Source organism: Marinobacter piscis (assembly GCF_007671655.1).
Taxonomy (GTDB): Bacteria; Pseudomonadota; Gammaproteobacteria; order Pseudomonadales; family Oleiphilaceae; genus Marinobacter; species Marinobacter piscensis.
Genome location: NZ_VCGX01000004.1, coordinates 143,038 through 163,982, shown reverse-complemented (window position 1 = coordinate 163,982; position 20,945 = coordinate 143,038). Strand labels below are relative to the sequence as shown.

At 56.7% G+C, this 20,945-nt stretch carries 20 protein-coding genes; 12 read left to right on the top strand and 8 right to left on the bottom strand.

The window, feature by feature from the left end:
• The first annotated feature begins 192 nt into the window (after positions 1-192).
• The 4 genes from FFI95_RS13880 (at position 193) to FFI95_RS13865 (ending at position 3,520) form a co-directional block, all read left to right on the top strand.
• On the top strand, positions 193-1,995 hold the full coding sequence (locus tag FFI95_RS13880) for an acyl-CoA dehydrogenase (protein ID WP_144823497.1): 1,803 nt from the start codon (positions 193-195) through the stop codon (positions 1,993-1,995).
• Positions 1,996-2,121: 126 nt separating this feature from the next.
• Positions 2,122-2,415, top strand: coding sequence for a hypothetical protein (locus FFI95_RS13875; protein WP_144823495.1), 294 nt, complete (start codon positions 2,122-2,124; stop codon positions 2,413-2,415).
• A 350-nt stretch (positions 2,416-2,765) separates the two neighbouring features.
• The gene (locus FFI95_RS15500) at positions 2,766-3,101 is read left to right on the top strand and encodes a hypothetical protein (protein ID WP_246069521.1); all 336 of its coding nucleotides are present in this window, start codon (positions 2,766-2,768) and stop codon (positions 3,099-3,101) included.
• A 47-nt stretch (positions 3,102-3,148) separates the two neighbouring features.
• The gene (locus tag FFI95_RS13865) at positions 3,149-3,520 is read left to right on the top strand and encodes a DUF4870 family protein (RefSeq protein ID WP_144823493.1); all 372 of its coding nucleotides are present in this window, start codon (positions 3,149-3,151) and stop codon (positions 3,518-3,520) included.
• Between the two features lie 23 nt (positions 3,521-3,543).
• Here FFI95_RS13865 and FFI95_RS13860 read toward each other — a convergent pair whose 3' ends face one another.
• The 5 genes from FFI95_RS13860 to FFI95_RS13840 all read right to left on the bottom strand — a co-directional run bounded on the left by FFI95_RS13860 (position 3,544) and on the right by FFI95_RS13840 (position 9,895).
• The gene (locus FFI95_RS13860; RefSeq protein WP_144823716.1) at positions 3,544-4,845 is read right to left on the bottom strand and encodes an MFS transporter; all 1,302 of its coding nucleotides are present in this window, start codon (positions 4,843-4,845) and stop codon (positions 3,544-3,546) included.
• Positions 4,846-5,001: 156 nt separating this feature from the next.
• Positions 5,002-6,102, bottom strand: a complete 1,101-nt coding sequence (locus tag FFI95_RS13855; RefSeq protein ID WP_144823492.1) for a DUF1513 domain-containing protein — start codon at positions 6,100-6,102, stop codon at positions 5,002-5,004.
• Positions 6,103-6,106: 4 nt separating this feature from the next.
• Positions 6,107-7,159 carry an imelysin family protein gene (locus FFI95_RS13850; protein WP_144823490.1) on the bottom strand — a complete coding sequence of 351 codons (1,053 nt, stop codon included), beginning with the start codon at positions 7,157-7,159 and terminating at the stop codon, positions 6,107-6,109.
• An 11-nt stretch (positions 7,160-7,170) separates the two neighbouring features.
• Entirely contained in the window at positions 7,171-8,580 is a 1,410-nt protein-coding gene (locus FFI95_RS13845) for a di-heme oxidoreductase family protein (protein ID WP_186312024.1), read from the bottom strand.
• Between the two features lie 16 nt (positions 8,581-8,596).
• The gene (locus FFI95_RS13840) at positions 8,597-9,895 is read right to left on the bottom strand and encodes an imelysin family protein (RefSeq protein WP_144823488.1); all 1,299 of its coding nucleotides are present in this window, start codon (positions 9,893-9,895) and stop codon (positions 8,597-8,599) included.
• A 184-nt stretch (positions 9,896-10,079) separates the two neighbouring features.
• Between FFI95_RS13840 and FFI95_RS13835 the strand changes: the two genes are divergently transcribed.
• Both FFI95_RS13835 and FFI95_RS13830 read left to right on the top strand, forming a co-directional pair.
• A complete protein-coding gene (locus tag FFI95_RS13835; protein WP_246069520.1) occupies positions 10,080-11,366 on the top strand; it encodes a hypothetical protein in 1,287 nt (428 codons plus the stop codon).
• A gap of 9 nt (positions 11,367-11,375) precedes the next feature.
• A complete protein-coding gene (locus tag FFI95_RS13830; protein WP_246069519.1) occupies positions 11,376-12,179 on the top strand; it encodes a mechanosensitive ion channel family protein in 804 nt (267 codons plus the stop codon).
• An 80-nt stretch (positions 12,180-12,259) separates the two neighbouring features.
• On the opposite strand, the gene FFI95_RS13825 is transcribed toward FFI95_RS13830, so the two are convergent.
• Entirely contained in the window at positions 12,260-12,649 is a 390-nt protein-coding gene (locus tag FFI95_RS13825; RefSeq protein ID WP_144823487.1) for a DUF4168 domain-containing protein, read from the bottom strand.
• Between the two features lie 190 nt (positions 12,650-12,839).
• On the opposite strand from FFI95_RS13825, the gene FFI95_RS13820 reads away from it, so the two are divergent.
• Genes FFI95_RS13820 through FFI95_RS13805 form a run of 4 tightly spaced genes read left to right on the top strand, consistent with a single transcriptional unit; the run spans position 12,840 to position 16,894 of the window.
• Positions 12,840-14,312, top strand: a complete 1,473-nt coding sequence (locus FFI95_RS13820) for an ATP-binding protein (protein ID WP_144823485.1) — start codon at positions 12,840-12,842, stop codon at positions 14,310-14,312.
• The gene (locus FFI95_RS13815; RefSeq protein ID WP_144823483.1) at positions 14,309-15,718 is read left to right on the top strand and encodes a sigma-54-dependent transcriptional regulator; all 1,410 of its coding nucleotides are present in this window, start codon (positions 14,309-14,311) and stop codon (positions 15,716-15,718) included. The genes FFI95_RS13820 and FFI95_RS13815 overlap by 4 nt, the downstream gene beginning before the upstream one ends.
• The gene (locus FFI95_RS13810) at positions 15,718-16,626 is read left to right on the top strand and encodes a DMT family transporter (protein ID WP_144823482.1); all 909 of its coding nucleotides are present in this window, start codon (positions 15,718-15,720) and stop codon (positions 16,624-16,626) included. The genes FFI95_RS13815 and FFI95_RS13810 overlap by 1 nt, the downstream gene beginning before the upstream one ends.
• Positions 16,616-16,894: a GIY-YIG nuclease family protein gene (locus tag FFI95_RS13805; RefSeq protein WP_144823480.1), complete on the top strand. Its 279-nt coding sequence runs from the start codon at positions 16,616-16,618 to the stop codon at positions 16,892-16,894. The genes FFI95_RS13810 and FFI95_RS13805 overlap by 11 nt, the downstream gene beginning before the upstream one ends.
• On the opposite strand, the gene FFI95_RS13800 is transcribed toward FFI95_RS13805, so the two are convergent.
• Positions 16,872-17,765 (bottom strand): alpha/beta hydrolase, encoded by an 894-nt coding sequence (locus FFI95_RS13800; protein WP_144823478.1) that lies wholly within the window; start codon positions 17,763-17,765, stop codon positions 16,872-16,874. The two genes, FFI95_RS13805 and FFI95_RS13800, sit on opposite strands and share 23 nt — an antisense overlap.
• A 76-nt stretch (positions 17,766-17,841) precedes the next feature.
• Between FFI95_RS13800 and FFI95_RS13795 the strand changes: the two genes are divergently transcribed.
• Together FFI95_RS13795 and FFI95_RS13790 are read left to right on the top strand one after the other, a co-directional pair.
• Positions 17,842-18,882, top strand: a complete 1,041-nt coding sequence (locus FFI95_RS13795) for an alpha/beta hydrolase (protein ID WP_144823477.1) — start codon at positions 17,842-17,844, stop codon at positions 18,880-18,882.
• The gene (locus FFI95_RS13790; RefSeq protein ID WP_144823475.1) at positions 18,879-19,535 is read left to right on the top strand and encodes a YiaD family glycine zipper/OmpA-like lipoprotein; all 657 of its coding nucleotides are present in this window, start codon (positions 18,879-18,881) and stop codon (positions 19,533-19,535) included. The genes FFI95_RS13795 and FFI95_RS13790 overlap by 4 nt, the downstream gene beginning before the upstream one ends.
• A gap of 89 nt (positions 19,536-19,624) precedes the next feature.
• Here FFI95_RS13790 and serA read toward each other — a convergent pair whose 3' ends face one another.
• Complete coding sequence (gene serA / locus FFI95_RS13785; RefSeq protein WP_144823473.1) at positions 19,625-20,854, bottom strand: phosphoglycerate dehydrogenase; 1,230 nt, start codon at positions 20,852-20,854, stop codon at positions 19,625-19,627.
• Positions 20,855-20,945: the final 91 nt, after the last annotated feature.

Below are 20,945 nucleotides of genomic sequence, written 5' to 3'. Positions count from 1 at the left end.
GCTTGACGGCAGCATCCTTGCTGCCGACAGTCCTGGGCGGCAGTACCTGCATCATTCAGGCGCCAGTTCAGGCAATGAGTGGCGAATATAACCATGATTATGTCATAAACGCCGGTTTCCAGAGAAGATGGCTTGTGAGAGTCTGTAGACAATAGATAGATGCTCCCGAAAACGATGAAGGACACTGCACAAATGACTGATACTCTGATTGACCGCCGCGATCTGGCTTTCCAGCTCTATGAAGTTCTCGATACTGAGAGTCTGCTCAGCCGCGACCGGTTTAACGAGCACAACCGCGACACGTTCGAGGCGGTGATTGAAACCGCTGACAAAATGGCCCGGGAGAAGTTTGCCAATCACAACAGCGCCGCGGATAAAGATGAACCCAGGTTTGTGGATGGTCAGGTAGAAATGCTGCCTGAAGTTAAAGAAGCTTTTGATGCCTATGCTGAAGCTGGCTTTATTGCCGGGCGCTACGATTACGAATTAGGAGGAATGCAGCTTCCTGAGTCAGTGATGGCCGCGTGCAACAGCTTCTTTACTGCCGCCAACCCGGGCACTGCCGGTTACCCGTTTCTGACCACGGCAGCGGCTAACCTCATTCGGGTATTTGGTAGTGATTCCCAGAAAGCCAGCTTTCTGCCCAATATGCTCAGTGGCCGTTACAGTGGAACCATGGCGCTCACCGAGCCCCATGCCGGTTCCTCTCTGGCGGACATTCGCACCTCCGCAACGCCAACGGACGCTGGCCACTACCTGATCAAAGGTGCAAAAATTTATATTTCCGGTGGCGAGCAGAATCTTACCGAAAATATCGTTCACATGGTGCTGGCTAAAATCAAGGGTGCGCCAGCGGGTGTAAAAGGCATCTCGTTGTTTATCGTGCCGAAATTCCGGGTAGATGAAGAGGACAATCCGGCGGTTCGAAACGGGGTAAGCCTGGCCGGACTGATCCACAAGCTTGGCTACCGTGGCACCACCTCCACAGCACTCAGTTTTGGTGATGATGCGCCTTGCCATGGCTATCTGGTGGGTGAGCCGCACCAGGGACTGAAATATATGTTCCAGATGATGAACGAAGCCCGGGTAGGTGTTGGCTTTGGTGCCGCCGTAATCGGTTATCGTGGTTACATGCACAGTCTGGAGTATGCAAAAGACCGCCTGCAGGGTCGTAAAGCCACTGAAAAAAATCCGGACAGTCCTCAGGTGCCCATTATCGACCATGCGGATGTGCGCCGGATGCTGCTGGCCCAGAAAGCCTATACTGAGGGGGCGCTGGCTCTTTGTCTGTACGGTGCGCGCCTGGTTGATGATCAGCACACACACCCGGATGAACAGAAGCGCACGGAAGCCGGCAAGTTGCTGGACCTGCTGACACCGGTTATCAAGACCTGGCCCTCAGAGCATGGCCCGAAGGCCAATGACCTGGCGATTCAGGTGTATGGCGGCGCCGGCTATACCCGGGAGTATCCGGTGGAGCAGTGCTGGCGGGATAACAGACTGAACCCTATCCATGAAGGCACCACGGGTATTCAGGGTCTGGACCTGTTAGGGCGTAAGGTCTGGCAGGATCAAAGCCAAGGGCTACAATTACTTATGCAGGAAATGCAGGTGGATCTGGAGGCCGCAACCACAGATCGCTGTCAGCCGTGGGCGCTATCTCTGAGCGAAACGTTGCAACAGGCTGTTCAGGTTACCCAGAGTCTGGGTAAATCCATGATGAGCGGTGAAGTGGATAAAACCCTGGCAAATGCTTCGTGCTACCTGCATCTGTTCGGCCACATTACTGTTGCCTGGATGTGGTTGCGACAGGCCAATGCCGCGGCGGAGGCACTCGCGTCCACCGACTCCGAAGAGGAGCGCAACTTCTATCAGGGCAAGCTGCAGGCTGCCCAGTATTTCTTCCACTGGGAGCTGCCGACGGTTGCTCAGGATCTGGTGTTGTTGCGGAACATGGATGACACGTGTCTGAACATGAAAACTGAGTGGTTCTGAACTTGCTCTGCCCTGTGTTGCGGCGCCTCTGGCTAAAGAAAACGTAATCGGGAAGTAATTGTGTGGCGCCGGGCATGGCCGTACTCTGTAAACGGTTACAAATGCTTACCAACAGAGGGATAGGTTATGAACAAGTTGACCCTGGGCGCTCTTGTTATGTTTCTGACTCTGGGCCTGGCGGCCTGCAGCTCGGAAGATAACGAGGGAGCTGATTTTGATCAGGCAGCAGATAACGCAGCAGAAATAGCAGACGATGCAGGTGACTCTGTAGAGGAAACCTATGAAGAAGCCACGGGCCAGGATGAAGGCGCAGTGGGTGAAATGAAAGAAGGTGTTGAGAACGCCGGCGAGGAACTTGGCGAAGCGGCCGATGAAGCGGGCGACTCGGTTGAGGAAGGGTATAACGAAATGACCAACTGACAGGCGCTTCGGTTTGGTGCCGGCATTGAAGAGTTGAGGGTGGCAAGATGGATTATTTAAACCCGATCAGCAATCTGGCCATGGTTATCATATGGGTAATCTACCTTCAGCTCTTTTTAATTCAGTACCGCCGTGGCAGCAGGCCCTATCTGGTCATCCACCATGGCTAGAACGAGAGTGTCGACTCCATGTGCCTGCTCGTTAATATGGGTAAGGAAGCAGTACACGTGCAATGTGTACAGGTCGTGGTCCAGACCCGGGATGATACCGAGAGTCTGTTGACTGTGACCCGCTATGAACGCGTCAGTTCTGACGATAATAATCTGCGGCAAAGCCTGCGGTAGGGGCCTTTGGAGTCGGGGGATTTTCTGGTGCTGGGCAGCTTTCGTGACATACTGACGGGAGCGTGCGGTGATGACAGTGAGCCGGGTCAGGAGATTGACCATATCCGAGCTTTTACTATCCGGGCGGCTGTCATGCACGGGCCCAGCTCTTATCCGGTAGGCGCCCGCCGGAGGTTTTACCTGGAGCATAACGGCAAGAGCTGTGTGTTTCCCGAGTACATCTATACTGAGCAACTGACAAAGCGCCGTAGCAAGCGCGAGGTCAGTCGTTGGATAGAGAGGGAGCTGAACCCCCGGCACACGGGTCAGTTTGTTACAGAGAATACCGATCAGTCTGCCTGAGTGCCGTGTGTTAAGCTATGTGCTTACACAGGTAAAGGAGGTAAGCCGTGGCCGATCCGGAGTACATTCCTGCGGATGCAGAATCCAATGAGTTAGCGCGTCGCTCCGACCCCGCACGTAACCTCGCGGTTGTAGTCTATATCCTTCAGGGGCTGTCATTTTTTCTGGGAGGTATCACCGGGCTGGCGGGTGTCATTGTCAATTACGTCAAGCTGGATGACGTGCGTGGTACCTGGGTGGAGTCACACTTCCGCTGGCAGATCCGCACGTTCTGGATAGGGCTGCTGTGGACGGTTATCGGTATTGTGACCACCTTTATAATTATCGGTTGGTTCATTCTTCTGGGTATATCTATCTGGCTGATTTACCGTATTGTCAAAGGTGCCCTGGCGCTGAATGATGGCAAGGCACCTGCCTGAGGTTTCGCCCGGGCAATCGGGGTTCAGTTTTCGGTCACTTCTTTCAGTCGCAGAGCACTGATCGTGCCTGCCAGGCCCATCAACCCGAGAACCAGAATAACCGCTGCGGTTGATATCAGTGACAGCAGCGCCGTTAGCCCACCGGTGGCAAGCAGTAGAAAGCCGATCACGGTATTGCTCACCGCCGTATAGTCCGTACGCTTGTTTCCTCCTGCCATATCCACCAGGTAGGTTTTTCGGCCCAGGCGCACACCCGCATGGGCAATGCTCAGGACAAAGAAGGCGAGCGGATAGAACCAGCCGTTGCCTACCCCGGTACCGACAAACATGGCTGTAAGACTAACGGCCAGACAAACTGCGCTGGCAATGGCCGCCCCGCGAATCATCACGCGGCGACTGGAAACATCGGCCATCCAGCCCCAGAAGCTGGCGGATACAGAGCTGGCAAGACTGCTGGCCAGAAGGAACACCCCCAGCATCATGCCTGTGTCGGCCTCTTTTTGCGCCAGCACCACAAAATACGGTGCTGCCAGAGCCGAGCACAAAAGCAGGGCACGTGTAATAACAAAGTTACGGAAGGGGGCGTCATCCCTTAGTAAAGACAGGCTCTGAAAGGCTTCTGTCAGGGCGTTACCACCGCCTCCGGTTTCGCCTTCATGCTCCTCCACGCCGGCAAACAGAAAACCGGCGACAACCCAGAGGGCAGCAGCCAACAGGAGCAGCAGACTGTAAAAGGCCAGCGTCGGATCGTCGCGGTTCCAGAACAACAGTAACGTCAGGATGACGGTGGTCGTGCCGCCAATGGTGGTGGCCAGCCCCGAAAGCCTGCCCCTGCGGGTTCTTGGAACACACTTCCCCTGTACGTCTTTCATAGCCACTGAGCAGAACCCCCGTGACAGGGAGAACAGAATCAAAGCGCCGATGATGCCGCCACCGGCCGTATACCCTTCGAAAATCCAGACACTTGCCGCCATGGCGGCAACACTGACTGCCTGACCAAAACTGCCCAGCGTCCAGAACCATTTACGTACAGGCTTGCGCCGGACCCAGGCGGCGATCATCATTTGTGGCACCATGGAGCCGGACTCCCGGATGGGAACGAGCCAGGCAACCAGGGCAGGTGCGCCGACCGCACTCATCAGCCACGCCAGCACGGTTTTCGGGCTGATTAAAAGGTCCCCCAGTTTAGTCAGCACGTTGGCTGCCAGAATCAGGAAAAAGTTGCGAGGTACAACCTGGCAGGCTTCAGGTGGAATGTCCTTGCACACCCGGGCGTCTTCTTCATTGGCGATCAGGCTGTATAGCCGGTCAACGGAACGCTCCAGCGTGCCGGATGTCGCCTGGGCTCGTTCCTGTGCAAGGGATGCTTTTTCTGTAGGTGTATGCTGCTGTGACAAGGTGCTGCCCTCCGGTACATGGACAGCCAAGGATACCACCGGGACTTCCGCCTCTGAACCCCGGTGTTTCGGAAGCGGTGAGGTTTACACCAGGTGATGGTCCCATTGCACCGCCATACGGGCAATCTCTGACGCTGGCTGATGCCTGCCCATACGAACCAGTTTGCCGCGGCCTGAAGAAACCAGAAAATCTCCACCCGCCAGGGCCTCCACGCCGGCACAGTCGGCAATGCCGGCCTGTGCAACAACCTCGTCTGAGCGGCTGTCAAAGATCAGTGCGGTACCGCCAATCGGGGATGCAATGGCAACCAGATCATTCTCGGGATGGGCAACGATGCTGGCAATATAGTTGCCTAATTTACGATGCACCGACTCACCCAGGTCGATCTCCTCATAGGTACCTTTACGGTAGCGTGTGACCAATGGCGGCAGGTGGTGGGCCGGGCCCTGGTATTGATAGGCAGCATAGACGGTGCCATCAGGCGAGACATCTACATGCCGGGTGCTGAGCTGGTGGTGGGAAGGCCGGAACCGACCCAGGGTGTCTCCCGTGTGCCGGTCCAGAAGAATCAGTGCAGGCTTCATGGTACCCAGATTAAGCTTGATGCGGTCATAGTCGGGGTGGGTGAGAATGCCTCCGAGCCCAACAATCAATGTCCGGCCGTCCGGGTGTAATGTGATCTGGTGCGGACCGGCCCCGTTCAGCTCAAAGGTATTCACCCGCTGATAGTGCTGGTGACTGTCATACACCGCCACGATCCCTTCTCCGGGCTCGTAGCGGTTGGCGGGCGCATACAGGAAGCGACCGTCTGGCGAGAACACCCCGTGGCCGACAAAGTGTTCGCCAGAGGCGGCTTCAATGCGGTGTGTCTGCTCGCCGGTCTTGCGGTTAAACACGTAAAACGCCCAGCCGGGGCGGCGCTCGAAAAACAGCACCTCTGCGTTGCCCGGGCGGTTACACCCGCTGTGGCAGCGGGTCTGCACCTGTGACTGCCACAGCATTGTTCCGTCGGGCGCTATCGCCCCCACCGCAAAACGGTTACCCGGCAGACCGATGGCGCCTGTGTATTGCTGAGGGCCATCAGCGCCGGCTTTGCCGGGCAAAAGGCTGCAACCCGTGAGCGTGAGGGCGGTGCTTCCGGCGAGGGCCGTTTTTATGAGGTGTCTGCGAGTCAGTCCAGGCATAGGCTCAGTCTCCGTCGCTGGAGTTAAAGCCACGCACAACCCCAAGTTCAACAGCCGCCCGGTCATTCACCAGTGCCGTCAGCTGGGTCACATCGATGTACAGGCTTTGCAGTGACCTGAAGGCGGTATCGTCAGCCAGAAGTTGCGCCATTGGGCGCTCAAGCCCGGGGAAGTTGGCCTGTACCTCATCAAACTGCTGTTCGATGCGTCCGGCCAGGTCGGCCTTGTTCTGGTTTTCCAGCAGTGTAGAAAAAGCGGGCATAAAGTATTGCCGAAGACCCCGGACACTGGCATTCACTGCAGCCAGGCTGGTTTCGCTTCGCCAGGCATCGGCGCTGTATACCGAGCGCTTGCCGTTGCCGCGCAATCCCATGGGCGTGGCCAGCCGGCGTTCTTCAAGAATTTCCAGCCCGGCCATGGCTGCCCGGATGGTCGAATCTGTGTATGGGGCATGCTCAACGTAGTCGCTTTGGAAATCCTTCCAGTCTTGAGCCAGGGTGGCGCCGTTGTCAGCAATGTGGCGACTGACAGCTGTAAGCAGCTGACAGGTATGATCCGCTGGCAGAGCGCGCTCGCTGTTGCTGAAGGGCTGGTCGTACAGCAGGTATTCAACCATCGGAAAGCCTTGTACAGCCACACCTGACTCGCTGATTCCGGCGGCTGTAACAGGCTCATCATTCCTCAGCAGGTAAGAGGCTTTGCGTGCGACCAGGTTTTTCGGGTCCGGCCAGAACTGGAATTGCCAGGCGCGGTTGCCTTTCTCCACAGGACCAAAGTCCACAAAGCGGACCTGCTGCCAGGCGAGAAATGCATCCAGCCAGGCCTGTCTGGTTTGCTCACGTGCTTCCGGGGAGGGACTCTGGCAATAGGTCTTTGCCTGGTCTGCAAGCGCCTGGCTTTGTGTGGCCAGAGCCTGGTAACCCGAGTGGATGTCGCTGTGCCACTGCTTTCGGTACTCGGTATTCGAAACAGCAGCCTCGCTGCTGGCGGCTGCGGTAGCCAGTGGCGCTGCGGCCAGTGCCGAGATCAGCCCCAATGCAAGTATCCGTCGTTTCATAATAAGCTCCGTTAAAGCGAGTTCAGGAAATCGAGCAGAGCCTCGCGGTTCTCAGCGCCGGACTTGCGGAAGCGGGCCACAGACGGGGCGGCCTCACCACCGTGCCAGAGAATGGCTTCTTCCAGAGTGCGGGCACGGCCATCGTGCAGAAAGCCGGCTTGTGGGTTCACGGTCTGTGCCAGACCAATGCCCCAGAGTGGAGGCGTTCGCCATTCATTGCCGCTAGCAAGAAACTCATCGCGACCATCCGCCAGAGCCGGCCCCATGTCATGCAGGAGCATGTCGGTGTAGGGCCAGATGCTCTGGTTGCTCAGGTCCGGGCGATCCGGGTCTGTTCCTGTGGTATGCCGGGGTGTGTGGCAGGCAGCACATCCGGTTTCATTGAACAATCGTGCCCCTTTCTTTACCGAGGCATCGTCCATATCACGGCGTGCAGGCACAGCCAGGCTCTTGGCGTAGAAGGTAACGAAGTTGGCGATCTTGTCGCTGACTTCCGGCTGGCCGCCTTCCGGGAACTGATCACAATTCTGTTCGGGAGTGCAGTCGGTTGTCGGCTTCAGGCTGGAGGTCAGCCCCATATCACCGGCAAATGCGCCCATGCTTTGCTGGTGCACACTGGGTTCTGCGGCTTTCCAGCCAAAGCGTCCGGGTACGGTTTTTTCGGCTTCAAGGTCCCAGACCTGGTTGAGTCTGCCGGAAATACCATCGCCGTCCTCATCGTGCGGGTCTGCCAGATCTTTCAGGTCTGCAACCGGAATCGCTTCCAGTAAGCCCATGCCTATCATGGGTGGGGCAACCCGGGGGGAGATCAGAAGGTTTTCAGGCAAGGGGCCGTAGTTCGGGCTTTCAATCTTATAGATGGGCTCACGCAGCTTTACGCGGGTGCCGTCGGCCAGGGTTTTGGTGACCGTTTTCCATGACAGCTTCATATCCGCTTCCGGCTTGCCGCCGGGCAGGGCGGCGGTTTGCAGCTGGCTGCCATACACCGGGGCAGGTTTGAACCCGTGAGTGAGCAGGGTATCTGTATCTTTATCCGGGTCCGCGGGAACCGCCAGGCGCAGGAACAGGGACACCGGTGGCTCATCAACCGCCGGCGGGTGACCACGGCCATCCTTGATGTGGCAGCCCTGACAGGAGTTGGTGTTAAAAAGCGGGCCCAGACCATCCCTTGCGGTGGTGCTGGCGGGCGCTTCAACCCAGGGGTTGCGGAAAAAGCTGTTGCCAACACTGAAGTCCAGTCGCCGTGTCATCGAAAGGTTGTTTTGGGGCAGGGAATAGGCGTTGGTGTCAGACTGCTCAACCGTACCTTTCCCACCTGTGTCAGGTGTCTCCTGCAATGGGAAGCCTGCGTGCGTGCCGGCCAGAGCCGGCAGGCCAACGCTGAGCATTAGCAGCGTGGCCAGACGTTGTTTACGATTCATTATTCCCCGGTGTTGATCAGAAAGAGTGTCCGGCATCGTCCGGTGACAGGGTCTCAAGGCCCAGTTGGCGCGCGGCCTGCTCAATGGAGGCGGTTTGCTCAACCAGAGCCATAATTGCGCCGTTTACAATGTCTGCTCCTTTTGCATTGCCCGGAGCAATCATTACGTCAAAAGGCATGGGGTTCTCCTCGGCCTCTGCGTGCGACTTCAGGTCGCTCAGTGCGGCCATGGTCGTCTCCAGCTGAACCTTCAGGCGGCTATCGAGTTCCGGGGCGTTCTGCGACACAAGATCAGACAGGGACGGGCCGGATACCAGGGTGCCATCGACGCGACGGTAGAGACCGGTGTACACGTTTTGAATGCCTTGCCCGTTGTAATAGTGCGAGTTATGGGTGTTATCACTGAAGCAGTCGTGCTCGTCTTCATAAGAGTTGGCTTCCAGAGCGACCTTCATGCGCTCCCCGGCGAGCTCGCCAAGAGACAGGGAGCCCATGCCGAACAGCATTTTCTGCACACCTTCATCGGCGTCGGCATTCATCAGCTGGCTGCGGTAGTTGTCTGAGTCTTCAGGCGCCCATTGGGCAACCATCCACTCAAGGTCCGTGATCAGCAGATCAGTGACGGCATCAAGGTACTGCCCCCGGCGCTCGCAGTTGCCGTTGGTGCAGTCAGCACCTTTAGCGTAGTCGGTTACGGGACGCTCACCACTGCCCTGTTCAAAGCCGTGCAGATCCTGCCCCCAGAGCAGAAATTCGATGGCGTGGTAGCCGGTAGCCACGTTAGCTTCCGAGCCGCCGGCCTCATTCAGCCCCGCCAGTAATTCAGGAGTCAGGCGGCTGACATCAATGGTTTCGCCGCCAATATTGACGCGCTCGCTGGCAATGATGTTGGCGGTGGCACCTGCATTACCCAACTCATACTGATAACCATCTGTCTGCACATAGTCGATCAGACCCTCATCCAGAGGCCAGGCGTTCAGCTGACCTTCCCAGTCGTCCACAATGGCGTTGCCGAACCGGAATACCTCCGTTTGCTGATAGGGCACGCGCGCCGCAAGCCAGGCTTCCCGGGCAGCCTGCAGGTTGGCCTCGGTCGGGTTGGCCAGCATGCGATCAGTAGCCTTATCCAGCGCCTTTGCGGTAATCAGGGCATCTTCATACCCGGCGTGAGCCAGGTCGGCGTAATGCTCGACAACTGACGCTTTCGTGGCCGGCTCAGAGGCCTCGGAATCCGAGAGGGAGGTGTTGGCGCAGCCCGTGCTGACCAGGGTTGCTATAGCGAGGACAAGAGGGGCCGGTTGAACATTGGCTTTCATTAAAAGCTCCGGATTGGTTGGCATGGGAATCATAGTCATTATCGTTTGCGATTATGTTGGCTGAAAAAACTCAGTGCAAGAATTTTTTGCATTGATTTTTGCGTGGTGGCTGGAGTTTCTTGCACTGAAAGGGGGGCTCGGGCTTAATGGAGTTGCAGATACCGGAATGAACAGGAGCGGTTGTTTGAAGGATAAAACCAGGGGAAACCAGGGGGACCCATGCCTTCCCGGAGGGTTGATTCCCGCTGAGCAATGGACACTGCCGGAGGCCTCTGTACGTCGGTCACTTAAAGATGCCGTCCGTCATGCGCTTACACAGCTGAAGGCCGTCTCCCGGGCAGAAGAGCCGTTTGAAAGCATGGACGAACTTCCGGAGTTGTCTGCCGGTCAGCAGAGGCGGCTGGCCCCGGAGCCGGACTATGCGCGTCAGGCTGAAGCTATAGCGTGTAACTTGCAGCATGCACGCTCTGAGGGAGCGCTCAGCCGTAAGGTGACCTGCCTTGTGGCACCTCCTTTTTCCGGCTTGCAACAGGCGCTTGGCTGGCTTTCACAACCCGGGCAGTCAGTCCTGAATGACGACGGTGCTGTATGGACTGTTATTACACCACCGGAAACCTTACTTTTCAGTGAGCAGGAAGCCAAAGCCTGGTGGGACAAGCAGGATGTCTCGCGCCCGTGGGTTATTCCCGAGCTGGCCGACTTCTGGCTTCGTTGCCTGTCCGGGCTGGCTCTGGTCCGGGAGTTGTTCCGCCGGATCGCCAGTGATGCTGTGGGGCCGGGTATTGTGGGGTGTTCAAGCTGGTGTTGGCGCTATTGGGAGCATTATCTTGAGGGTACCCATATGTCGCCCTGGACGCCGGCGCCTCTGGACAGCGAGCGGCTTGGGCAGTGGCTTACTTACCTTGCATCAGGTCATGACCGGGCCCCGGTAATCGCAAGAATGGCCGACGACGGTCTCTATGTATTGCCTGTAGCCGAGGCAGACAGCACCGGGAAGAACAAGCGCCAGAAAAAGCGTAAACGCAGTTCGTTCCTGCGTGATCTGGCCGGCGAATCCCGCGGAAATCCCGGCGTCGCCCTGGCCATCTGGCAGAGATCTCTGCGGGCCCGTCCCGAGGAGGACGCCAGTCCCGATGAAGATGACGAGAAAGCGGGCAGGCAGGGCCGATCGGTGGATTGCTGGGTGGTGCCATTGAAACGGCTCAGTTTGCCGACCATCCCTCAGAGCAAGACGAGTGTGATGGGGTTTGTGCTTCACGGTCTGCTGTTGCATAACGGACTTGACGTGGCATCACTGGAGGTTGTCACAGGCGTGCCTGCCTACAAACTGAGCCTGGTGTTGTCCAGACTGGAGCGCGCAGAGATCGTGCGCTGCGACCAGGTTGATGAACGCTGGCATTTAACCCCTATCGGATACCCTACGGTCAGGCGTCACCTGCAGAGCTGGGGCTTTCCGGTGGATCCGTTCTAGGAGTTTATTATGATGGAAGATCTTGGCATCAGGGAGGCGATGGCCACAATTACCGGACAGGCACTGTTGCATGCGCTGGGCGTGATTATTGTAGCCTCACTGGTAATGCTGGTTATTCAGAAACTCTTTCCCCGGGTTGCAGAAAAGCTGGGAGGCAAACCACGCCTCTATTTGCTGGCGTCTGTGCCGCTGCTTCGGCTAGTGATCATTCTTGCCACCATCGTGGTCGTGGTGCCGATACTGGTGAAGCCATCGTTTGAAAATATGGTAGCCATTTTCGGTGCCCTGGCTCTGGCGCTGGGGTTTGCGTTCAAGGATTACGCCAACAGCCTGATTGCAGGGATTGTCACCCTGTACGAAATGCCGTACCGCCCGGGCGACTGGATTGAGGTGGAAGGGCAGTATGGTGAGGTGCGCGCAATCAACACGCGTGCGGCCGAGATTGTCACTCCGGATGACACAGTGGTGATCATCCCCCACAACAAACTGTGGAATTCGTTGATTGCCAATGACAACGATGGTACCGACAACCTGATGTGCGTCACCGACTTTTATCTGGAAGCCAACCACGATATCAGTCAGGTACGGGAGTTGCTCCGGGAAGTGGCGTTTACCAGCCCCCGGACCAAAACCTGGCAGCCTGTGCGCGTGATCGTGTTTAACAAACCCTGGGGAATGCATTACCGGCTCAAGGCTTATCCGTATGACCCGAAAGAGCAATTCCAGTTTATTTCCGAGCTGACTGCGCGGGGGGCAGAAGAACTGGCGCGTCAGGGCGTAAGGTTTGTATCTGTGCCGGTGACAGCAGGCTAAGCCCGGGTTATCGGGCAGGAAGGGAAAAAGCCCCGCAAAGCGGGGCTGAGTGGACGGGCAGGTTGCCCGGTCCTGGGGGCTTACATCAGAGCTTCAATGCGGTTGCGTACCTTCGGCTCGCTGCTGTAGGCCGTGGCAATAGCATTGTACGTCGGGATGTCCATGTTTGCGTCTTCAATCACCGACACCATTTCATCGTTCGCCTGCATCTGCAGTTCCTGAGCCTTTTCCTGAGAATCGGCCGCTTCAATTTTCTCGATGTACTCTTCGCGAACTTCGGTGATGCCTTCCTGGGCTGAGATGAACTTTTTCAGTTCAGCGTCTGTGTAGTTGGTTTTCTGGGTTTCTGCCTGCGCCAACGTCAGGACACCACCTGTGTTTCCGGCGGTTGTCGGCGTTTGCTGTGCCATGACAGGTGCAGCGGCAAGCAGCGCGATGGAAGTGGTAATGGATACGAGTAGCTTATTCATAATCAACTTCTCCTGTTTTCATTTGCAGTCGTCAGGGACTATTCAATCGCCGTGCCACTTTTGTTTATTTATATTTGTTCTTTTAAAACAGCGGGTTAGGTAATTCTATTGGTTAATGTTGCTTAATGAAGGTTGTGGCGAAATGTCACATGTGGCAGAAATGTGTGGCAACAGTGTCACGGGAGACAGAATGAAACCTTCGCTCAGACGCGCCGGCCGGGTAATCGGCACAATACAGCTGACCCTTGTATTGAGCATTGTTGTCCCTTTGCTGGTGATCAGTGGGTTTGCGATTTATCTGGGGGTCGGGGCGGTAGAAAAGGCGCTTAACGACCGCCTTCAGGAAGATCTTGAACTGGTTGCCCGGGCCACCAGCGGCCCTCTTTCCAGGGCAATGAAAGAAAAAGACGAACTGGTGATGGGGGACTCCCTCAAATCCATTTTTCGTATAGGGCGCATCTCCGGCGCTTCGGTATTTGATAAGGATGGTGCACGAATCGCCAGTCTGGGGGTGGCTGATACAGATGTGGGCAACAGTGCCAGTGCCGAGCAGGTGATAAACAGTGGTGAGCTTGGGGGCGCTTTTCGTAAAGTCGACGGGCAATCCGTTTTCTCGCACTTTACCCCTTTGGTAGCTGACGACGGCCGGATGCAGGGATTGCTGCAGATTACCCGCCGGCGCAGCGACTTCCATGAGTTACTGGCGTCCATCCGCCTGTGGGCTGTTTCTATCTGGTCTGCCCTCGCTATCACGATCATCCTGGTGGTTGTACTGGGGCATTATGGTGCAGTTGGGCGCCATGTCAGCCGGCTGCTGGCTACCATGGATGGTCTGGCCCCCGGGCGCTGGCGGCTGGATGCGAAGCCGTCCGGCCCCCGTGAATTGCGGCAGATATACGGAGGTGTACGGGATATGAGCGGGCGCATGGCCCGGGCGGAAGAAGAAATACAGCAGCGAGTTATCAAAGAGCGCCAACTGGCTGAGCGCCTGGAGTACCAGGAAAAAATTGCCATGATCGGCCGTGTCGCCGGCGGCGTGGCCCATGAACTGGGTGCGCCCCTGAACGTTATTCAGGGACGCGCCGGTATTCTTGCACGCCACGATCTGACGGCAGAGCAGAAGCGCCAGCTTGACGATATCAGCTACCAGGTGGGGCGTATGACAACCATCATTCAGCAGCTTCTGGATTGTTTCCGTCATGTACCCGATTCCCGAAGGCCGGTCAGCCTTGATGCAGTGCTCAAGAATGTTCTGGACCGTGCCGGTGAGGATGAAAAGTGCCACGGTAAAGCGATTACCGGTGTCGATCTTGAGGCCGGGGCCCGGGTGAATGCAGAGCCGGTAAGGCTGGAGCTGGCGTGCCTGAATGTTGTACGCAACGCCTGCCAGGCCGCGCGTTCGGAGGTCATTGTATCCCTGCATCCGCACGGGGATGAATGGGAAGTGCGCATAGATGATGATGGTCCGGGGATAGCGGCGGAAAAGCGGGAGGCTGTGTTCGAGCCATTTTACAGTACCCGTGCCGCCGGAGAGGGCACAGGGCTTGGTCTGGCGGTTGTCAGTAGCGTTCTGAAAGAACACGGTGGACGGATCAGTATTGGCCAGAGTGAATCACAAGGGTGCAGGGTAAGCCTGTTCTGGCCAGTGGAGGCAGCGACATGAGCCAACATAAAGCGACGATTATGCTGCTGGAGGATGATGCCAGCCTGGGGTTATTGTTAACCGAAGAGCTTGAGCTGGATGGTTATCGGGTAACCCGCGCAGGAACAGTAAGTGAGGCTCGTCAGCAGCTTACGGAAGAAACGCCGGATCTGGTTGTATCCGATCTCCGGCTGCCCGATGGTGACGGGCTGGACCTGCTCAAGAAAACACAGGCTGATGGCCACAGCCTGCCTTTTATTATCATTACCGCATTCGGAACCGTAGATCAGGCAGTGGATGCCCTTAAGGCCGGAGCCGATGACTTTCTTACCAAGCCCCTGTCTACAGATCATCTGCGCCTGAAAATACACAGGTTACTGACCCAGGCGGATCTGTCCCGGCAGTTACAGCAGTTTCTGGCCGACACTGGTGCTGATGAGTCCCTTGGGCTGATTGGCAATCATGAAAGCATGGTCCGGCTCAGATCCGAGATCCGGCAGATTGCCCGCAGCAGCGCTGCCGTTCTCATCTGCGGTGAAAGCGGAACCGGCAAAGAGCTGGTAGCCAGAGCCATTCACCAGGCCAGCGAGCGCAGCTCGGGTCCGTTTGTGGCTGTTAACTGTGCTGGCATCCCCGGCGAGCTCATGGAAAGTGAGTTTTTTGGCCATGAGGCCGGGGCGTTTACCGGGGCCCGGCAAGCACGCAAAGGGCTGTTCGCTGAAGCACATGGCGGCACTTTATTACTGGATGAGATTGGTGAAATGCCTCTGGGCCTGCAGGCCAAGCTGCTTCGGGTATTACAGGAAGGCATGGTCAAGCCCGTTGGTTCCGACCAAGAGGAACCGGTAGATGTCCGTATCCTGGCCGCAACCCACGTGGACTTGCTGAAGGCAGTGCGTGAGGGCAGTTTTCGCGAAGACCTCTACTATCGGCTGGAAACCCTCAGCTTGCGTGTGCCTGCGTTGCGGGAACGGGGCGATGATGTGGACCTGCTGGCCATGCACTTTCTCAGAGAAGCAGCAGGACGGCACCAGCGTGGTTTTCTGAAGCTCAGTGATGTCAGCTCACGCACATTGATGGATTATCCGTTTCCGGGGAATGTCCGGGAGCTGGCCAGCGCCATTGAGCGGGCGGTTACTTTCTGTGAGGGTGATACCATACAGCCCGAACACCTGCCCGAGCGAATCCGTAAACGCCAGAGTGAACCTGCCGCGCCCAAAAGTGCGCGCCTCGGTGGCAGTATGTCCGAATGGCCGACACTGGATAAGCTGCAACAGAACTATGTACGCGATGTGATGCAGGCCGTGGGTGGTAACAAGCGCCGGGCTGCGCAGATCCTTGGTATCAACCGTCGCACCCTTTACCGGTGGCTGGCTGCGGGTGAGCTGACCGGTGAAGACCACAGCGAGCCCTTGGGAGAACCCTGATGAAAGATCAGAAAACAGCCATGCTGTACGGCCTGGGGACGGTGCTGCTCTGGTCCACAGTAGCGACGGCTTTCAAACTGGCGCTGGCAGACCTGGCCCCGGTACAGATGTTGCTGATTGCCTGTACGGCATCCGTGCTGGTGATGGCCGGCATTCTGATGGCTCAGAAACGCTGGCACCTGGTGTTTGCGCTGAGTAAAAAACAATACGTTCAGTCGTTTGGTATGGGACTGATCAACCCCTGCCTGTATTACTTCTTTTTGTTCGGTGCCTTTGACCGACTGCCTGCCCAGGAAGCGCAGCCATTGAATTATACCTGGGCGCTGGTCCTGGCGTATCTGTCGGTGCCGTTTCTCGGGCACAGGTTGCGCAAGCTGGATATTTTCGCCGGGCTGGTGTGTTACGCGGGGGTGGTGGTGATCGCAACCCGGGGGGCGGTTACCTCCTTAAGTTTTTCAGACCCTCTGGGGGTTTCTCTGGCAATCGGCAGTACGCTTATCTGGGCGTCCTACTGGATTATTGCGACCCGCGATACCCGCGACCCGGTCGTGGGCCTGTTTCTCAATTTTCTCTCCGGCCTGCCGGTCATCGCGCTGATTTGCTGGTGGACGCAAGGGCTGGCGCTGCCGCTGACGGGTTCACTGCTGGCAGCGTTGTATGTCGGCGTATTCGAAATGGGGATCGCGTTTGTGCTCTGGTCTTACGCCATGAAAAAAGCAGAGAATACGTCCAGGGTGAGTAACCTGATATTTATCTCACCATTCCTGTCGCTGGTATTTATCTATTTTATTCTCGGAGAGCATATTCTGCCCTCCACCTATATCGGGCTTGTACTGATCATGGGCGGTCTCTGGCTGCAACAAAGAAAAGTTAAGGCACGGGAGCAGGAGCTGGCCAGTGGCCACTGAGTGGTACGTGTATATAGTGCGGACAGCCCGGGGGGCTCTTTATACCGGGGTGACAACCGATGTCTCCCGCCGGTTTAAAGAGCATCAGGCCGGCGCGCCCAAAGGGGCGCGTAGCCTGAGGGGAAAAGGGCCGCTGGTGTTGGCGTTCAGCTCCCCGGCCGGCAGTCGCAGCCAGGCGTTAAGGCTGGAATGGCGTATCAAGCAGTGGCCCCGTGAGCGCAAAGAGGCACTTGTGTCGGGCAATCTCAGCCTGCCAGATGTTCCCTGATATGCTCGCCTGCAGCGTTTACAGCGGCAGTAGCCCGGTCCAGCTGGCCGCTGTGTACCTGAAACACATGCCAGAGGCTGTTGAACACCTCAAGCCGGGTGTCGACTCCGGCCTTTTGCGCTGCGCTTGCAAGCCGCTCCGAATCGTTAAGCAGAATTTCCTGGCTTCCCACCTGAATCAGCAACGGTGGCAGCCCCGTGAGGTTTCCGTATACGGGAGAGATCAAAGGGTTGCTCAGGGACTCCGGGCCGGCATAGAGCTTTGCAGCTTTGGCGGTCCAGCGTGACTGCAACACAGGTTCGTGTTCAGGCGAATACAAGGCTTGTTGGGTGAGGTCTGCCCAGGGTGAAAAAACCGTAAGGGACGCGGGCAAGGGCTGTTGTTTGTCTCGCAGTCGCATAGCCAGGGCGATGGCAAGCCCACCGCCGGCAGAATCGCCGGCAATCGCGGTTTCAGCGGGAGAGTGCCCGTCGCTGATCAGCTGGTGCCAGACTGCTTCTGCATCGTCCAGAGCCGCCGGGAACGGATGCTCCGGAGCAAGGCGGTAGTCAGGTGTTACAACGGTGCAGCCGCTGGCTTTTGCCAGGTGTCCGGTCAGGCCTTTATGGGTGGCTGCCGAGCCGATGATGTAGCCACCGCCATGCAGGTACAATACAGTGCCCTGGTTTACCGCTCCGAATGAGCTTCTGATAACGGGAACATCTGCCAGTGTGTCTTTCCGGAAGTCGCAGCCCCTGGGTGGAATCGAACTGCGATAGGCCTGCCTGATGAGCAGGCGCTGGACGGATACCGGTACAGCCGGATGCAGGGCAGGCCGGATCAGGCGGCTCATGGTCTGGCGTAGTCCGGCCTCAAGAACATGTTGCAACATCTGTGTTATACCCCCGCGATGGGTTAGGATTGTGCATCGTTATTTTCATTGATCCATGACAGGCGTTTAACTCTACGTGTACTGGAAAACAGATACCATCGAAATACCTCAGTGGGAGCGTGAGTCTCTGCTGGAGCAGCTGGTGCCATTCGACCCGGACGGAAGGCAGACGCTCAGCAATGAAATGACCGCTTACTGCCGTTTTTACGGGCTTGATCTCTGGGTTGAATACCCGGACGTTGCGTACCATCAGGGCTATGTAAACGCAGACGAACACAAGGTAGTGGTTCATTATTTCCGGCTGCCGGAATCTCATGGCAAACGGGGCACGGTTTTTATTCTGCATGGCTATTTTGATCACGTGGGCTTGTACACCCAGCTTATTGAACGTTGTCTTGGTGCCGGCTTTGATGTGTTGACCTACGACCAGCCGGGTCACGGCTTGTCCAGTGGCACGCCGGCGGCCATTGGCAGCTTCCTGGAATATCAGGCCGTACTGTCTGAGGTTATGGCTCACGTGCGCGATAAAATCCGCGGGCCCTGGTTTGCTGTTGGACAGAGTACCGGTGGCGGGATACTGATTGACTATCTGTTATCAAACCAACATTCAGTGGAAACCTCGGATTTTCGCAAAGTCGTCTTGCTGGCGCCGCTGGTGCGACCAATGGGGTGGCAGCGGGCCAGAATGCTGCACACGCTGGTAAGACCCTTTATGACCCGGTGGCAGCGGGCGTTTGCAGAGAACAGTGGTAATACCCGGTTTTTGCGGTTTCTGCGAGAGAACGATCCGTTACAGGCAAGGGCCGTGCATACCGACTGGGTGAGTGCGTTAAGGGTATGGGTGCCCCACATCGAGTCCGCGCGGCCGGTCAACTTTCCGGTGACTGTAGTTCAGGGCGAAAAGGATCAGACCGTAGACTGGCAGCATAACCTGAGAATTATTCGTAACAAATTTGCGGCGGTAGATGAGGTAAGAATTGCCGACGGCCGGCATCATCTGGTGAACGAAGCCCGGAATTTGCAGGCAACCGTATTTAATACAATCATAGACACGTTTACACATCCACCAGCAGGCGAACCTGCTGAAACCAGAACCAGCCACAGGAGAGAACTGTGAAAAAAACAATGCTTGCACTAGCAGTGACGACGATGGGCCTTGCCGGTTGTATGACCTATGACCCCTATACAGGTGAGGAGAAAACTTCGGATGCCACAAAAGGCAGCATTATAGGCGCGCTGGGTGGAGCAGCGGTAGGTGCAGCAACCTCGAGTAAAAGTGATCGCGGCAAAGGCGCACTGATTGGCGCCGCAGGCGGTGCAGCTGTGGGCGGCGGTATCGGGTATTACATGGACCGTCAGGAAGCTCAGTTACGCCAGAAACTGGAAGGCAGTGGCGTTCGCGTGGTCCGTAACGGTGACGAAATTGAGCTGGTCATGCCGGGAAATATAACCTTTGAGCTTAACCAGACCTCGATTCGCCCGGGCTTTACCAGTACGCTTGAATCGGTAGCGCTGGTACTGAAGGAGTTCAAGAAAACAACGATTCAGATTGAGGGGCATACCGACAGTTCCGGTGCCGAGAGCTACAACCAGTTGCTCAGTGAGCGGCGTGCCGGCACTGTGCGGGATTTCCTGCTTAATCAGGGCATTGAACCCAAGCGTACCCGGGCTGTGGGGTATGGTGAGCGTTATCCGATTGCCTCTAACGATACCTCATCAGGACGCGAACAGAACCGCCGTGTTGAACTGACGCTGGTTCCAAATCAGTAACCGCGCCATGGCCGGGCTGTGAAGTGACCGGCCACAAAAAAACCGGAGCAGTTAAAAAGCTGCTCCGGTTTTTTTGTGGCAAATGCGACTTAGAAAAGCACCCGGCAACGGATGGTTCCGTTTACCTGACGCAGCTTTTCAAGCGCCAGTTCGCTGTAGGCTTTATCGACATCAATAACGACATAACCAATGTCTTCTTTGGTCTGCAGATACTGGCCACAGATGTTAATGCCATTGTCCGAGAACACGTGGTTGATCTCCGACATAACCCCGGGAACGTTCTCGTGAATATGCAACAGCCGGTGTTGATTCGGATGCGATGGCAGTGCAACTTCCGGAAAGTTGACAGACGATACGGAGGTACCGTTGTCGCTGTACATTGTCAGTTTTTCGGCTACTTCGCGCCCGATGTTTTCCTGGGCTTCAATGGTGGAGCCGCCCACATGAGGCGTCAGGATCACATTGTCGAACTCACGCAGTGGCGAGACGAACTCTTCCTTGTTCGACTTGGGCTCTACCGGGAAGACGTCAATGGCGGCACCCAGAAGCTTACCGCTACGCAGGGAGTCAGCCAGGGCTTCAATATCTACAACAGTGCCTCTGGAGGCGTTCATCAGGATAGCGCCTGGCTTCATCTGAGCCAGTTGCTCGGCCTTGAACATGTACTTGGTCGCCGGTGTTTCCGGCACATGCAGGCTCACAACGTCTGCCAGGTTAAGCAGTTCCTGCATGCTGCCTACCTGAGTGGCATTGCCGATGGGCAGTTTGGAAACCACATCATAGAAATACACATCCATGCCCAGACTTTCTGCCAGGACGCTGAACTGGGTACCAATATTGCCGTAACCGATAATGCCCAGCTTTTTGCCGCGAATCTCATAGCTGTTTTTCGCCGATTTCTGCCAGTCACCCCGGTGTGCTTTGGCGCTCTTCTCCGGGACGCCACGCAGCAGCAGGATGGCCTGTGCCAGAACCAGCTCGGCAACACTGCGGGTATTGGAGAAAGGTGCGTTGAATACGGCGATACCGCGGCGGGTAGCGGCCTGCAGATCCACCTGGTTCGTACCGATACAGAAGCAACCCACCGCAACCAGCTTTTTGGCAGCTTCGAATACTTTCTCGGTTAACTGAGTACGGGACCGAAGACCGACAAAGTGCGCATCGGCAATCTTCTCCATCAGGTCTTCCTCGGCCAGCGAGTGACTGAGGTACTCTATGTTGGTGTAGCCTGCGGCATTCAGGGTATCCAGGGCGGATTGGTGCACGCCTTCCAGCAGCAGAATGCGGATTTTGCTCTTTTCGAGAGACGTCGTTGACATGGGCTTTGCTTCCGAACCTTTCGTGGCATGAAATCAACTGTAGCCAGTGATCGTCGGGGCTGGCTCACAGAACAGGAGCGGTATGATACCA